The sequence below is a fragment of the Lysobacter sp. Hz25 genome (assembly GCF_046097045.1).
Lineage (GTDB): Bacteria > Pseudomonadota > Gammaproteobacteria > Xanthomonadales > Xanthomonadaceae > Lysobacter > Lysobacter antibioticus_B.
This window is the reverse complement of the sequence record NZ_CP175666.1, coordinates 3,397,454-3,411,713: the sequence shown is the minus strand read 5'-3', so window position 1 is coordinate 3,411,713 and position 14,260 is coordinate 3,397,454. Positions and strand designations below refer to the sequence as shown.

Annotated in this window: 17 protein-coding genes and 1 pseudogene; 11 read left to right on the top strand and 7 right to left on the bottom strand. The window is 67.6% G+C overall.

All coding sequences use genetic code 11. The annotated features are described in order from the left end of the window. Positions 1 to 212: 212 nt before the first annotated feature. A pseudogene (imuA, locus tag ACKN61_RS13960) lies at positions 213 to 836 on the bottom strand (translesion DNA synthesis-associated protein ImuA); the annotation flags it as partial. Positions 837 to 844: 8 nt separating this feature from the next. Then, on the bottom strand, positions 845 to 1,513 hold the full coding sequence (gene lexA, locus ACKN61_RS13955) for a transcriptional repressor LexA (protein ID WP_408950051.1): 669 nt from the start codon (positions 1,511 to 1,513) through the stop codon (positions 845 to 847). Positions 1,514 to 1,993: 480 nt separating this feature from the next. Here lexA and ACKN61_RS13950 point away from each other — a divergent pair, with 480 nt between their 5' ends. Genes ACKN61_RS13950 through ACKN61_RS13935 form a run of 4 tightly spaced genes read left to right on the top strand, consistent with a single transcriptional unit; the run spans position 1,994 to position 5,437 of the window. Next, the gene (locus ACKN61_RS13950; protein WP_408950050.1) at positions 1,994 to 2,671 is read left to right on the top strand and encodes a GbsR/MarR family transcriptional regulator; all 678 of its coding nucleotides are present in this window, start codon (positions 1,994 to 1,996) and stop codon (positions 2,669 to 2,671) included. Positions 2,672 to 2,726: 55 nt separating this feature from the next. Then, the gene (locus tag ACKN61_RS13945) at positions 2,727 to 3,164 is read left to right on the top strand and encodes a thiol-disulfide oxidoreductase DCC family protein (protein ID WP_408950049.1); all 438 of its coding nucleotides are present in this window, start codon (positions 2,727 to 2,729) and stop codon (positions 3,162 to 3,164) included. A gap of 13 nt (positions 3,165 to 3,177) precedes the next feature. Further along, positions 3,178 to 4,689, top strand: a complete 1,512-nt coding sequence (locus ACKN61_RS13940) for a TIGR01777 family oxidoreductase (protein ID WP_408950048.1) — start codon at positions 3,178 to 3,180, stop codon at positions 4,687 to 4,689. Then, positions 4,661 to 5,437: a DUF4166 domain-containing protein gene (locus ACKN61_RS13935; protein WP_408950047.1), complete on the top strand. Its 777-nt coding sequence runs from the start codon at positions 4,661 to 4,663 to the stop codon at positions 5,435 to 5,437. Before ACKN61_RS13940 ends, ACKN61_RS13935 begins: the two co-directional genes overlap by 29 nt. Before the next feature lie 127 nt (positions 5,438 to 5,564). Here the strand turns inward: ACKN61_RS13935 and ACKN61_RS13930 are convergent, their stop codons facing one another. Together ACKN61_RS13930 and ACKN61_RS13925 are read right to left on the bottom strand one after the other, a co-directional pair. Then, the gene (locus ACKN61_RS13930; protein ID WP_408950046.1) at positions 5,565 to 6,041 is read right to left on the bottom strand and encodes an RES family NAD+ phosphorylase; all 477 of its coding nucleotides are present in this window, start codon (positions 6,039 to 6,041) and stop codon (positions 5,565 to 5,567) included. A 34-nt stretch (positions 6,042 to 6,075) separates the two neighbouring features. Then, complete coding sequence (locus ACKN61_RS13925) at positions 6,076 to 6,699, bottom strand: antitoxin Xre/MbcA/ParS toxin-binding domain-containing protein (RefSeq protein WP_081930626.1); 624 nt, start codon at positions 6,697 to 6,699, stop codon at positions 6,076 to 6,078. 247 nt (positions 6,700 to 6,946) lie between these two features. Between ACKN61_RS13925 and ACKN61_RS13920 the strand changes: the two genes are divergently transcribed. From ACKN61_RS13920 to ACKN61_RS13900, 5 genes are all read left to right on the top strand, one after another. Continuing rightward, the gene (locus ACKN61_RS13920) at positions 6,947 to 7,417 is read left to right on the top strand and encodes a GNAT family N-acetyltransferase (protein ID WP_408950045.1); all 471 of its coding nucleotides are present in this window, start codon (positions 6,947 to 6,949) and stop codon (positions 7,415 to 7,417) included. A 299-nt stretch (positions 7,418 to 7,716) separates the two neighbouring features. Continuing rightward, positions 7,717 to 8,163, top strand: a complete 447-nt coding sequence (locus ACKN61_RS13915) for a hypothetical protein (RefSeq protein ID WP_408950044.1) — start codon at positions 7,717 to 7,719, stop codon at positions 8,161 to 8,163. Between the two features lie 281 nt (positions 8,164 to 8,444). Further along, positions 8,445 to 8,645: a hypothetical protein gene (locus tag ACKN61_RS13910; protein WP_408950043.1), complete on the top strand. Its 201-nt coding sequence runs from the start codon at positions 8,445 to 8,447 to the stop codon at positions 8,643 to 8,645. 232 nt (positions 8,646 to 8,877) lie between these two features. Then, entirely contained in the window at positions 8,878 to 9,264 is a 387-nt protein-coding gene (locus tag ACKN61_RS13905) for a hypothetical protein (protein WP_408950042.1), read from the top strand. A gap of 290 nt (positions 9,265 to 9,554) precedes the next feature. After that, positions 9,555 to 9,824 (top strand): hypothetical protein, encoded by a 270-nt coding sequence (locus tag ACKN61_RS13900; protein WP_408950041.1) that lies wholly within the window; start codon positions 9,555 to 9,557, stop codon positions 9,822 to 9,824. A gap of 69 nt (positions 9,825 to 9,893) precedes the next feature. Here the strand turns inward: ACKN61_RS13900 and ACKN61_RS13895 are convergent, their stop codons facing one another. Next, complete coding sequence (locus tag ACKN61_RS13895) at positions 9,894 to 10,742, bottom strand: universal stress protein (RefSeq protein WP_408950040.1); 849 nt, start codon at positions 10,740 to 10,742, stop codon at positions 9,894 to 9,896. A 163-nt stretch (positions 10,743 to 10,905) separates the two neighbouring features. On the opposite strand from ACKN61_RS13895, the gene ACKN61_RS13890 reads away from it, so the two are divergent. Together ACKN61_RS13890 and ACKN61_RS13885 are read left to right on the top strand one after the other, a co-directional pair. Then, entirely contained in the window at positions 10,906 to 11,460 is a 555-nt protein-coding gene (locus ACKN61_RS13890; RefSeq protein WP_408950039.1) for an N-acetyltransferase family protein, read from the top strand. Positions 11,461 to 11,577: 117 nt separating this feature from the next. Then, complete coding sequence (locus tag ACKN61_RS13885; protein WP_408950038.1) at positions 11,578 to 11,886, top strand: low affinity iron permease family protein; 309 nt, start codon at positions 11,578 to 11,580, stop codon at positions 11,884 to 11,886. A 27-nt stretch (positions 11,887 to 11,913) separates the two neighbouring features. Here the strand turns inward: ACKN61_RS13885 and ACKN61_RS13880 are convergent, their stop codons facing one another. Both ACKN61_RS13880 and ACKN61_RS13875 read right to left on the bottom strand, forming a co-directional pair. Further along, positions 11,914 to 13,155, bottom strand: a complete 1,242-nt coding sequence (locus ACKN61_RS13880) for an MgtC/SapB family protein (RefSeq protein ID WP_408950037.1) — start codon at positions 13,153 to 13,155, stop codon at positions 11,914 to 11,916. Positions 13,156 to 13,185: 30 nt separating this feature from the next. Then, positions 13,186 to 14,223, bottom strand: a complete 1,038-nt coding sequence (locus ACKN61_RS13875) for a zinc-dependent alcohol dehydrogenase (protein ID WP_408950036.1) — start codon at positions 14,221 to 14,223, stop codon at positions 13,186 to 13,188. Positions 14,224 to 14,260: the final 37 nt, after the last annotated feature.

Genomic DNA, 14,260 nt, shown 5'->3' with positions numbered 1-14,260 from the left:
GCTCAACGCGGGCGCAGGGTCAGGACCGGCGCGGGATGCGGCGCGGGCGACGGTTCATGCCGTGCAAGATCGAGACGCCCACCTCGGCTCGGCTGCGCGGCGAGGTGGATCGGTTGCATGGCGGCGAGTGCGCTCCGTCCCGGCTCGCTTTCGTTGCGGATCGTTTCGATACGCGTCGACACCGCTGCATCGGCGATGCCGTTGTGCGCGCCATGGGCGAAGGCGATCGGCCGGGCCGGCGCATTGCCGCCGCGGCACTTGAGCACGCGTAGCTGCCGCGGCGCGGTGTCGATGGCGATGCGCAGCGCCGCCGGCGAAGGGTTCAACGCGGCGCGGCTGTCGCGCAGGGCGAAGCCCAGGCACTGCCCGGTCTCGGCCGCGACCTGTAGCCGGCGCAGCGCGCGATCGTCGGCGCGCTGCGGCCAACACAGCACCGCCGCGCAAGCGCCCGAGCGCAGGCATTGTTCGGTCGCCCACAAGGCGTCGCGATGCTGGGCGCGGATCCATTGCAAGCGCGCCGGCGCCACCCCGGCATCGCGCCAGGCCGGCGCATACGGCACGAACGGTGGATCGACCAGGACGATCATGCGCCCACCGTGCAGGGCGTCGTCCTGCGACAGCCGCGCCAACGCCGGCCACAGCAGTTCCAGCTCGCCGACGCCGTTGGCCGGCAGCAGCAACTCGCTCAGGGCCGCCTCGGGCCAGCCGCCGGTCGGCAGCGCGGCATCGAGCGCGGCGTGACCGGTGGATTGCGAGGACGGCGCCAGGTTCGCCGACTGCCCGCGCCAGATTTGGCGGGTGTCGATCAAGCGGTCCAGCGCGACGATGTGGCTCATGGCCGCGCTCAGGCCCGGCGTACCAGGCCGCAGTAGATGCCTTCGATCGCGAAGTCGGCGTCGGCGGCGATCACGATCGGCGCGTAGTCGGGATTGCGCGGCAGCAACTCGATGCCGTCGGCGGTGATCTTCAGGCGCTTGATGGTGATTTCATCGCCGATGCGCGCGATCACGGTCTGGCCGTTGGCGGCGTCGCGGGTGCGGTGCACGGCGACCAGGTCGCCGTCGAGGATGCCGTCTTCGCGCATCGAATCGCCTTTGACCCGCAGCAGATAATCCGGCCGCGGCGAGAACAGCAGGCGGTCGATCAGGACGTGGCTCTCGGCCTCGGCGGCGGCGCCGATCGGCGCGCCGGCGGCGACGCGGCCGAGGATCGGCAGGGACAGGCGCGAATCGTCGTTGGCGGCCGCAGCGGCTCGGTCGCTGTCGCCGTAGCCGCCCGTGTCGAACTCGCCGTCCAGACCGGCCTCGTGGACCAGGCGGATGCCGCGGGCGCGGCCGGGCAGCAGCTCGATCAGGCCTTCGGCCTGCAAGGCCTGCAGGTGATAGCCGGCCGAACGGTTCTGGCGGAAGCCGAAGTGCGCGGCGATCTCCTGCTGCGACGGCGGCAGGCCGTCGGCGGCGATGCGTTCGCGCAGGTAGGCAAGGAGGGCGCGGCGGGTGTCGGTCAGGCTCATGTACTAATCTTAGTAACAAATGGGCAAGCCGGTAAGACTTGATCGAAGCAGCCGACGGATGGTGCGGCTCGCAGCGCGAGCCTGCGTCGGGGCGGTCGCGCAGGCTGAGACCGATGCTGCGTGCTTTGGGCTTCGGGGTAGCAGCGGCGCAAGCCGCGACCTCGGGGCTGGAGATCGCGCCGGCCGAAAGCTGCTTGGCTTCGGAATGATCCAAGGGCTTGCGTATTCGGGCTTCCAGCGCGACTTCCGTCGCTTCTGCACAAGCCGAGAGGCAAGTGAAGCGGCCGGGCCTGCGCAGCTATCCCTTGTAGGAGCGACGTGAGTCGCGACCGCGGCATTGCAATAGCGTCGTTGCTGCGGCGGCGCGTCGCGGCTTACGCCGCTCCTACAGGGGAACGCGGCGACGCCCCGACGAACGGAGATTGACTCCCGTCGGATCATTCTTTAATTTCTGTCTAAACAGAAATAAGAGAAAGCTCCATGCAGCTCAGCCCGCTCCAAGAGAAATTCATCCTCCACTGGGGTGAGATGGGCAGCCGTTGGGGCGTCAACCGCACCGTCGCCCAGATCCACGCGCTGCTGTTCCTGTCCGAGCGCGCGATCACCGCCGACGAGATCTGCGAAACCCTCAGCCTGGCGCGCTCCAACGTCAGCACCAGCCTCAAGGAACTGCAGGGCTGGAACCTGGCCCGGGTCACCCACGTGCTCGGCGACCGCCGCGACCACTTCGAGACCTACAAGGACGTCTGGGACATCTTCCGCGCCGTCGTCCAGGAGCGGCGCCGGCGCGAGATCGAGCCGACCCTGAGCATGCTGCGCAGCTCGGTGCTCGACAGCGCCAGCCACCCGGCCGATCCGCGCGACCAGCGCACCCTGGAGCGCATGCGCGAGGTGCTGGACTTCATGGAGACCGGCACGAGTTGGATCGACGAGATGAACCGGCTCGACCCCAAGACCCTGATCAAGCTGCTCAAGATGGGCGCGCGCATCCAGCAGTACGTGCGCGGCCCGGTCAAGCCGCTGCCGTCGCCCCAAGCTCCGCCGGTCGAGCCTTACCCCGAAGCGGGCGCCGCTTCCGAAGCAGATCTCGACGCAGGCCAGTCCGAAGCGCGTCAACCCGAAGCCGGCCGCACGCGCGCCGGAGACGACCCGTCCTGAGCGTTTTTTTGCCCAGTAATTTCTCTAATTACCGAAATAACTGTAGGAGCAGGCCATGAGCAAGCACGATCCCGTCCCGCACGCCGTCATCGCCCTGTACGACCACGCTTGTCCGCTGTGCCGCACCGAGATGCACCGGCTCAAGGCCCACGACCGCCGCGGCCGCCTGCACCTGGTCGATATCGCCGCGCCGGAGTTCGACGCCGCGCAGTGGGGCTTCGAACTCGAAGCGCTGCGCAATGCCCTGCACGTGCGCCTGCCGAACGGCGAATGGCGGATCGGCGTGCCCGGCATCGCCGAGGCCTATCGCGCGGTCGGCCTAGGCTGGCTGACTTGGCCGCTGCGCGTGCCGGGAGCGGGGCGCATGGCCGCGCGCGCCTACCGCTGGATCGCACCGAACCGGCATCGCGTATCGCGCTGGCTCGGCTATCGCGAAGCCGGGCACGAGCCTGCGCCGCGCTGCGACAACGAGCATTGCCCGACCCACTTCTGAGCGGAGCGCGATCATGGAACGTGTCTTCATCGCCTTGTTGCTGATCCAGGTCGTGCTGGGCGCGATCGACACCGTCGCCCATCACGAGCTGATGGAGAAACTCGCCAATCGCCGCAGCGCGGCGCTCGAACTGAAACTGCATTCGGCGCGCGCTTTCATCTACGGCGCGTTGTTCCTGGTGTTCGCCTGGCTGCATCCGCAAGGCTTGTGGCTGGCGCTGGTGTGGGCGCTGGTGCTGGTCGAGGTCGCCATCACCTTGTGGGATTTCGTCGTCGAGGACGCGACCCGCCTGCTGCCGCCGACCGAGCGCGTGCTGCACACCATCCTCGCCGTCAACGGCGGCGCGATGTTCGCCGTGTACGCCCTGGCGACCGCGCAGGATTGGAGCGCGCCGAGCGCCTTGCTGCCGGTCTCGCACGGTTGGGCCTCATGGGCGCTGACCGCGGCGGCGCTCGGCATCGGCGTATCGGCGCTGCGCGACGGGCTCGCCGCACGCGTCAATGCCGCCGAACCGGCGCCGCGCGCCTTGCTCGCGCAGCAGCCGCAGACCGGTTTCTTGATCAGCGGCGGCACCGGCTTCATCGGCACCGCTCTCGTCGAAGGCCTGATCGCCGGCGGCCATCGCGTCACCGTGCTCAGCCGCGATCCGCGTCGCGCCGCCTTGCGCTTCGGCGGCCGCGTGCGCTGCATCGCCGACACCGCCGAATTGCGCGACGACGAGGCCATCGACGTGGTGGTGAATCTCGCCGGCGCACCGGTCGTCGGCCCGCACTGGTCGCCGGCGCGCAAGCGTGCGTTGCGCGCGAGCCGCATCGACACCACCCATGCCTTGCGCGCCTGGTGCGAGCGTTCGCAACGCAAGCCGGCGCTGTGGCTGCAGGCCAGCGCGATCGGCGTGTACGGCGCGCATGCGCGCAGCGGCCCGGAATTGCGTGAACCCGCGGCGCAGGCCGGCGATTTCGCCAGCGAGCTGTGTTGCGACTGGGAAGGCGCCGCCGCGCCGGTCAGCGAGTGGGGCGTGCGCCTGACCACGATGCGCCTGGGCCTGGTCCTGCATCGCAGCGGCGGCGTGTTGCCGATGCTGTCGCTGTCGGCCTCGCTCGGCGCCGGCGCGGTGCTCGGCGACGGCAAACAGTGGTTCGCCTGGGTGCATCTGGACGACGTGCTGCGCTTCGTCGAACAAGCCGTCGAGCACGTCGGCATGCGCGGCCCGTACAACGTGGTCGCGCCAGGCGGCTGCAGCCAGGCCGAGTTCGCCCGCGCGCTGGCGCACAGCCTGCATCGGCCGGCCTTTCTGCGCATGCCGGCCTGGCCGTTGCGCCATGCGCTCGGCGAGATGTCGACGATGCTGCTCGACGGCCCGAAGGTCGAACCGCGCCGCCTGCTCGATCAGCGCTACCGCTTCCTGCATCCCGATCTCGACGGCGCACTGAGCGCCGGTCGCGAACGCGCTTGCCGTTCTCTTCATTCGGGTGACGAACACCCAGGGGACCAACATGGAACTGTTGAATCCGGCTTGTTTTAAGCCAACCGTTCTCGATTCGGCCGGTACCGGCCCGCTGCCTTCGAAGCCGCAGGCCAACGCAGCTTCGGCGAGCGCCGCTGCGACGAGCGACCGCGGTCTTGCCGGTTCGCGCGGCGAAACGCGTTTACCCGAAGCATCGAGCGACCTCGCCGCCTTGCTGCGGGCCGCGCTCGGAGCGCGCTGGAAGCTGCTGCATCCGCATATCCAGGCGCGCTTCACCCTCGGCGACGGCGAGGCCCAGGCCGAGTACGTCGGCAACATGCACCAGGTGCGCTGCACGCGCCTGGGCGGCCTGTTCGCGCGTGCGATCCGCTATGCGCGCGTGCTGCCGCACCAGAACGCCGACGAAGTGCCGTTCCGTTTCGACGTGCAGCCTTTGCGCAGCGGCCTGGGCTGGATCAAGACCCGCACCTATCACTTCATCGACGAGGTGTTCAGTTTCCGCTCGCGCATGCTCCTGAGCGAAAACGGCGAATTGCTCGAGCATTTCGGCGGCGGACTGGGCATGCGCGTGCGCCTGGAGGTGCTGCCGAACCGGCTGGTGTTCGTCGACCAGGGGTTTTTCCTGCACTGGCGCGGCCTGCGTTTGCCGCTGCCGCGGCCGTTCTGGCCGGGCCGCTTCGTTCTTGTGCATAGAGACCTCGATGCAGCGCATTTCGAAGTCACGATCGATGTCGTGCACCCGTGGTTCGGACCGCTGTTCCATCAGGACGGAACCTTCGAGCGCATGGAAGCGGCGCGGGTCTGACCGGCGAAGGAGAGGCCGGGAAGGGCGCAGGGAAGCGCCGACAGGGACGGCGCAGGGGCCATGGACGGCCTGGCGCGGGTCGGGCGAGGGCGGCGCGCGATGCGGCGCCACACTGCATCGGCGCGGCTCAGGCCACCCGGAACAACACGTTGTATTGGAAGCGCCGGCCCGTGGTCGCGCGCAGCTTCTTGGCGTCGCGATGTTCGGGATTGATCAGGGCGTTGTATTCCTCCGGCACGATCACCGACGGCACCAGCAAAATCGCCGAGGCCTGGCTGGCCAGCCATTGCGAACCCACGCGCACGCTGGCCATGCCGGCGGGCACCGCGTCCCAGGCGCCGGGCAGTTCTTGCGGCGACAGTTGCAGGCGCGCCTTCCATACCGCCGCCGGCACCTCGATCGACACCACGTGCCGATTCAAGGGCAGGCCGTGCGCGTCGACATAGGCCGCGGTTTCCAACGCCGCCAGCGCCAGCGAAGTGGCGGTGTAGAGCACGCGCTGGCCGTCGTCGTTCCAACGCCCCGGACGCGCGGCCGCGCCGGCGCCGCTGAGATCGTCGGCGCGATAAGCGCGGGTTTCGGTGGCGATGCGCCAGAGTTTCATGAGGCGGGCCTCGTCCTTGCGGCTGCGCCGGACGTCACTGGTAAGAGCCGCTTTCGAGCGAGCCGAGCAAACGCGCGACGACGTCGAAGCCGGTCGGGGTGTCGAGCAGGTCGGCCGGCTTGCGGCCGCCGAGCGCGGGCTGCGGCTGCTCGATCCAGCGCCCCAGCCACTTGGCCGAATCGAAACCGCGCGCGCCTTCGGCCGTGCTCGCGTCGACGATGGCCTCGGTGATGCCGAGCAAGCGCATGATGCCGAGCGCGGCCTGGCCGCTGGCGCCGGCGATGCGCGCCTGTTGCGCGGCCTTGCTTTCGGCGGTGGCCTTGGCGATGCCGAGGATGTTGAACATGCGCACCGCCGGCAGCTCCATGCTCGCGGCCATATGCTTGACGACCTGGGCCGGCACGCCCTGGCGTTCGGCCGCCACGCGCTGCAGCGGCGTGGCCGAGCGCAGATAACTGACATAGCCCTTGAGCGTGGCGGGGGCGCCGTGGACGTCCAGCGGCGGCTCCTTGACCGACAGGCCGCGCTGGCGTTGGGATGCGGGGTAGGCCTGCGATTCCTGCAGGCCGAGCTTGCTTTCGTGCACGCTGGACTGTGCGCGCCCCGCCGACTTGGCGAGCGGCTTGGCCGGCGAGGGCTTCTTGGCGGCTTTGCTCATGGCGGGGCTCTGTCTGGATCGGGACTCACTCTAGCACAAAACTGGACGGCAATCACAAGTAGCGCCGGCGCCGCCCGGGCCCGCCCCGGGGCCGGGCAGCGCTCCGACCGGCGCTCCGGTCCGCCGCCAAGGCAGGCGGATGCGCGCGCCGGCAATCGGCGGCAAAATTACCGGTTCATGGGCAGCGATCCCTCGTCGCGGATGGATCGGCTCGCCGCGGCGATCGGCCATCCATCGAGACTGGGGAATGAACGAACTACGCATCACCTCTGAACGCGCACATATCGACATCGGCTTCGTGCATCGGTTTTTGTCCGAGCACAGCACCTGGGCCCAGGGCATCCCGCTGGCTCTGGTCGAGAAATCCATCGCCCACTCGCTGTGTTTCGGCGGCTTCCTCGGCGACCGCCAGGTCGCGTTCGCACGCGTCGTGTCGGACTACGCCACCTTCGCCAACCTGGTCGACGTGTTCGTGTTGCCCGAATGCCGCGGCCGCGGTTTCAGCAAGCGGATGATGGAGGCGGTGCTGGCGCATCCGCAGTTGCAGGGGCTGCGCCGTTTCACCCTGGCGACCGGCGATGCGCACCGGCTGTATGCCCGCTACGGCTTCACCGCGCCGCGTCATCCGCAGACCTTGATGGAGCGGTACGTACCGGATATCTACGCGCCGGGCGTAAACGCGGGCGTGGGCGCAGGCCCTGAGACGGCTTCGCCGTAGATTGATCGCAAGCCGTTTTCCCGACTGAGCGAGTGCTCGTAAGGCCGCGGCCAGCGTGCGAGAAGCGCGGATTTCACACGCCCGGCCAGAGGCTTCCGGTAGCGTCGGCGGCGGTCGATGAACGGCGTTTCCAGTCGTTCGCAGGGCCTGCATCGCCCCCGTTTCGCGTTGGTTTGCGATGGAGTCCATCCGCCATTGGTACTGCATCGAAGAGCCATTTACGGTTGCTATGCTCTGCATGGCCGGTTGGGCCGTCGCTCGAAGCGCGTCAACGCAATCGTTAAACGTAAGGAGTTTCCATGAACCGCCAAGCGCAGATCTTCGCCACTTGCTTCGGATGGGCTTTGGCCGCGGCGTCCGTAGCGCAGGCGGCCCCGGGCGACCGCCAGGTCTACGACGAAGCCATCGCGCGCGCCTCGCGCGTGTGTCCCGACCATTCGCCCGAACGCACCGGGCCCGGCATCAGGAGCATTCCCGTCGCCGCCTTGCGGGTGATCGAGCAACGCAACTATACCCTGTGCCCGGACCGCCGCCTGGACTCGCAAACGCCGGTGGTCTGGTACGGCCGCGAAGGCGTGTTCGCCTGGAATCCCGGCGCGCGCGGCGCGGTCAAGTTGCTCGCCGGCAAGGCCGCGGCCTATGCGAAAGACAAATCCTTTCCGTCCCAGACGGTGGTCTGGAAGCCGAACGGCAAGTTGGCCGAAGGGGCCTTGGTGCCGGCGTTCCGCGGTCGTTTGGTGCGTTGATCCGGCGCGCTGCGTGGCCTGGGCCGAAGCTGGGGCAGGCGATGCGAACCGCATGCGGCATCGGGCGTTGACGCGGCCGCAAGCTTGAACATCGCCCGGCGAGGAGTTCCGCATCCACTCTTCGCCAGCACTGCTACAGCGACTCGAAACCCCGGCCCGCGCCGGGGTTTTCGCGTTTTCGGCTATCTCAGTCGGTGCGAGCGCCGCTTGCGATAATGCATCGGGCGCAACGCCTACACCCTGCCGGCAGGGACGGATGCCGGCATTTCATGGAGATCGACATGACCCCGACCCCTGCGGAAAAGACCGGCGAATTCGAGCGCGCCGACAACGGCTGGGTGTTCAAGTACTTCGTTCGCGAGGCCGGCGGCCTGGCGCTGCGTCACGAGGTGTTCGAGAACATCTCCGACTTCTTCCAGCGCGTCGACCATCTGTTCAATCGCGTCGAAGGCTCCGATGAGCCGGAGTGGCCTGCCGCGTAAGCATCCGCGCCTTCCTCATCTGCACAGCCCTTCACCTGCGCATCTCTCATCTCATCTCTCCTCTTGGCTCGCCGGCAACGGCGGGCCTGTTTTTTGCCTGTGCGGGACAGAAATGCCGTGATGTCGGCTTAATCGTTCAGCCAGTGGCTTGGCGGCTGCAATGCGATGCTTCGTCACGTGGGCAACGCATGGCCCTGTCAGACTGGATTTTTCCGATCCGATGGGATGAGCCATGACACGCCGCGCGCATTCGACCACGCAACTCTCCAACGTCGCGTATTCCGCGCCCTTCGTCATCGCCGAGCGCCTGATGCGTTTCGCCGCGGCCGGCGCCGATCCCTCGGCCCAGGACCAACGCGAGTGGCAGCGCATGCTCGAGGAAAAATGGACGGCCGCCCTGCAAGGCTCGTGGGCGATGTCCGGGGCGCTGTGGGAGGCCTACTACGACGCCTGGTCCAACGTCATGAGCGGCGCATGGACGCCCTGGTCGATGCCGTCGCCGGCCGACTGGTGGGTCCGCGGCGCCCAGAGCGGCGAACGCATCCTCTCGGCCGGGCTGGCGCCGGTCGCGCGCACGGTGTCGGCCAACCACCGGCGTCTGGCGCGGCGCAAGCGCTGATCCGGAGCCGGATTCGGAACCGCTTCGGGCCATCCGGACTGGGCGACGAGCCCCTGCGCTCGCAGCGGGCGCAGGCTTGGCATCGCGTGTCGGTTGGCCGTATGTGTCGATTAGACGTAGCGGCATGTAACACCGAGAGCGTCATCACATCGCCGGGCTGCCGTTCCGCATTACGTTAACGGCGATCACAGGCCCGGTCGCCTCAGCCCGCAGCGAGCGTCGAGTCCACCATCGCCGGCCGACGACAGCTACCCGCGGTCGGCGGTTCCCCCACGTGAAACGGAGTTCCCATGCGCAGTCTCGTCATCGCTTTGACCCTGGCCGCCAGTCTGGCCATGCCGGCCTGGGCCCAGTCGGTATCGTTCGGCAACAAATTGATCAACGTCGGCGACACCGTCGGCACGCTCCAGCATGTCGCCGGCAAGCCCGATCGCATCGTCCCGATCCAGAACAAATACGGCGCGACCATCGCCGAGCGTTTCGAGTATTACCTGACCGGCAAGAGCGTGTTGATCACGATCACCGAGGGCAAGATCACCGACATCCGAGAGGTGTTCTGAGCCGGCGCCTCGGTACTCGCTGCCGATCCCATGCGCGCGGTCCGGTCGCAGGAACGACCCGCGCCGCGCTCAATGAGAAAGCAGAGTCGGCACCGGCGCGTATTCGGTGAGGTAGCGGGTAGTGCCTCCGAGCACTTGTTCAAGTAACCGAGACCGGCTGTAACCTCCGGCCACCAGCAAATCCGCCTGAGCTTCCACGGCGTGCGCCGCAACGACGGCGCCGACTTGGCCGGCCGATGCCCGGCGCCTGACCAGGCGCGCTTGGATACCGTTGTTCTCGAGATGGCCGACCATCAAAGCATCGAGGCAATGGCGATTCGAGGCCTCGTGTTCTTCGTCGACCATCAACAGGTCGACCGCGCGCATCTGCCGTAACCACGGCAGCGCGTCGTGCAGCGCCCGCGCGGATTCGCGCGAGGATTTCCAAGCGACCACCGCTTTGCCGGAGCTGGCCTTGCCGGAGCTGGTCGGGGGCGGGGCGGACGGCGGGATGATCAGCACCGGCCGCCCGGATCCCAGCAATATCTCGGACAGCAGGCGCTGCTGCGCTTCGCGTTCGTCGCCGTCGATGGTCCCAAGGACGATGAGGTCGGACCGGCGCGCCGGTCCGATGCAGATTTCGCCCGGCGTGCACCAGAACTCTTGCGACTGGCTTATTTCGAAATGCACCTGTGCGCAGACCATCCAGCGTCGTGCAGCGTCGGCCATGGCCTGGGTGGTGGCCATGGCGCACTCGCCCATGTTCCGATAGATCCCCGGCGGATAGTGCTTCCAGGCCTGCGCGACCGGAGCGATCTGGCTGACGCCCACCAAGGCGGTTACCTGGCCGTCGCACGTAGAAGCCAAAGCGCAGGCTGCACGCAGAGCCGGGCAGGGGATGTCGCCCATCAATAAGGGAACCAGTATGTCCTTGAACATGCTGTTGTCTCCGTTTCGCCGTGTTCATCCTGATCGCCACGGTCCTGGCGGTGTTGATGTCGGTCAAATTGGTGGCCGATAGCCGTTTCGTGCTTGATCCAGGTCAATGGCCCCGGCCGTCCGAGAGCTAAGGTGCGCTACGAACCCGTCGCAGGAGCTCTCTGTGAACACGTCATCCACCCCTTTCTCCGCTTCGTCGCCGGCGCTGTCCGGCCGTTGGTCGCAGACGCTGCGCGACCGCAGCCAAGTGCTGATACGGCCGATCGCGCCGCAGGATAGGACCGCCGAACGGAACTTTCTGGAAGCACTTTCTTCCGAAGCCAGGCGCTTCCGTTTTCTCGGTCAGATCAAGTGTCCGGGAGAGCAGCTCATCGATCGGCTCGTCGATATCGACCCGGCGAGCGAAGTGGCGTTCGTCGCGGTGGTGCCGGACGGCAGCGCGGAGCGTATCGTCGGCGTCGGCCGTTACAGTGCCTCGGCCGACGGAAACAGTTGCGAATGCGCCGTCACGGTGCTCGACGACTGGCAGAACAAAGGGTTGGGCAGTGCGTTGATGAAGCACCTGATCGAGATTGCGCGGAAGCGCGGCATTCGCCGCATGTACTCGATCGATCTGGCCGAGAACGTCCAAATGCGCGATCTCGCGACCTATCTCGGTTTTCATGTGCGAATCGATCCCGACAATGCCAGTCAAGTGATCCATGAACTGTCTTTGTGACCGGATCGAGTCGGGCGGCGTTTTCCAAGAAGTGAAGAGTGCGAGGCGGACGTCATGGGCTGGGTACCTGCATTCGACCGGTTTTCAAAGCTGTCGGCGCGCTTCGCCGGACGGCCGTTGGCATTCACGGCAGCCGTCGCGATCATCCTGGCGTGGTTGGTGACCGGCCCCTTGTTTCATTTCAGCGATACCTGGCAGTTGGTCATCAACACCGCCACCACCGTGATCACCTTCCTGATGGTCTTTCTCATCCAGAACACCCAGAGTCGCGACACCGAGGCGATTCAGATCAAGCTCGACGAATTGATCCGCGTCACCGAAGCGGCCAGCAACGGATTGATGGACCTGGAGGAATTGGACGAGGCCACTCTGGATCTGTACCGGCAACGTTACGAACTGCTGGCCCGGCAAGCGCGCCAGCCGTGACGGGGTGATCGAGCCGGTGCCTGCGCTTCAGGCCAGGTGAGCGGCCAACGCAAAGGCAGTCGTCATCGCGACGATGCCCGGGATCAGCCGCAATGCGAAGCGTCGGCCGCCTTTGATCGCGGCGACCAGGCATTTCACCATCGAGTTCGCGACGAATGCGCCGATCAGCCCCGCTTGCGCCAAAGCGGCATCGCCAGGCAGCCGCGTCATCGACTGAGCGGCCGACGCTGCGGCGGCGTGCACGTCGGCCAATCCGGAGGCGGTCAATACCCAGGGCAGGCTGGCTGCGCCGAGATACGCCTGGGCGATGGCGGCGCCCAGCATGATCGCGGCGAGCAAGAAGACGAAGCGCAGCGCCGCCAGCGGTTCGAACGGCCGCTTGGAAATCGGTTTGCGCACCGGGGCCGCTGTCGACGGCGACGATGCGGCCGATAGCCACGCCGCCGCCGCCACGACGATGCCCGCCGCCGCCAGGGCCGGCGTGGCCCAATGGAGCATCGCGGGCGACAAGGCCCCGATCACGACCGCCAACTGCACGACGGTGGCGACATTGGACATCAGCGCCGCGCCGGCGGCGGTGGGGGCTAGTTCCGGCGTCGCGCGAGCGCGATCGGCCATGACGGCGATAGTCGCTGTGCTCGAGACGAAGCCGCCGGCCAACCCGGCGATCGATAAACCCAGTTTGGCCCCGAACAACCGCAAGGCGATATAGCCTGCCGAGCCGATGGCCATCACGGCGACTGCCAGAATCCACAGCCTGCGCGGGTTGAGCGAACCCCAGGGATCGATGCTCCGATCCGGAAGCAGCGGCAGGACCACGAAGGCCGCCGCCGCCAGGAGCAGCAGATCGTGCAATTCCTGCCGGGTCAGTACGTGTTTGCTGAAGCGGTGCAGGCGCTGTCGGCTGGCCAGCACGACCGCGACGATGACGCCCAACGCAGCGGCCGTGGCCGGCGACCGCATCGAGAGGGCGCCGAGCAGCAGGGTGGCCAGCAGCGCGATTTCCGTAGTGAGCCCCGGGTCGTGATCGCGCGTGCTCAGGTAGGCGGCGGTGACCAGCGCGCCCAGGAACGCGCCTGCGACCAACAACGCCATGCCTCCGAGACTCGAGGCGACCGCCCCGGCCAAGCTGCACAGGATAAAACTGCGGATGCCGGCGGGCTCGCGCAGCGGACCGCCGCCCTTGGCACGCTCGCGCTCAAGGCCGACCAGCAAGCCGATGCCCAGAGCGACGACCAAGCCATTGATCTCGGGCGAGAAAAGGTTCATCGCGACAGACTTGTAAGCCAAGGCGCCACGTCAGGCTACCAGGCTCATATCCAACACGGCACGCCCTTCGATTTCGCCGACCCGCAGGCGGTCGAGTACGGCGTTGACCTGATCCAGCGGATAGGGCTCGACCATGGCCTCGACCTTGCCGCTGGCCGCTATCGCGATCGCCTCGGCCAGGTCCTGGCGGTTGCCGACGATCGAGCCGCGCAGGGTGATGCGCTTGAGCACCACATCGAAGATCGGGGTCGCGAACTCTCCGGGCGGAAGCCCCACCATGCTGATCGTGCCCTTGCGCCGAACCATGCCGAGCGCCTGGGCGAAGGCGCTGGGCGAGACGGCGGTGACCAGCACGCCTTGCGCTCCGCCGCCGGTGCCTCGGCGTACGTCTTCCAGCGCGCCGAGATCGTTGGCGTTGACGACGATCTCGGCGCCGAGCGAACGCGCCAGTTCGAGTTTGCTTTCGCGCACGTCGATCGCGGCCACGTGCAGGCCCATCGCTTGGGCATACTGGATCGCCAGATGGCCCAGACCGCCGATGCCGGAAATGACGATCCACTCTCCTGGACGCGCCTCGGTCTCGCGAATGCCCTTGTAGCTGGTGACGCCGGCGCAAAGAATGGGGGCCAGCCCGACGAAGTCGCAGCGGTCGGGCAGGGCCGCGACGTACGCCGCATCGGCGATCGCGTACTCGCTGAAGGTGCCGTTGATGCTATAGCCGCTGTTGCGCTGCAGCTCGCACAGCGTTTCCCAGCCGGTGATGCAGTACTCGCAGCGGCCGCAGGCGTGGTGCAGCCAGGCGATGCCGACGGAATCGCCCGGGCGCAGGTGCTTCACTCCGGCCCCGACCTCGGCGACCGTGCCCGCGCCTTCGTGCCCGGGAATGAAAGGCAGCGCGGGCTTGACCGGCCAATCGCCCTGCACCGCGTGCAGATCGGTGTGGCAGACGCCGCTTGCGCGGATCCTGACGAGAATCTCGCCGGGGCCGGGCGTGGGAATGGGCAGGCGATCGACCGTCAGCGGAACGCCCAGGCGGTGCGCGACCGCCGCTCGCATCGTACCGTCCATCGAACGTCCCTCGGACTGAGTCGTTCTCGACTTTGGG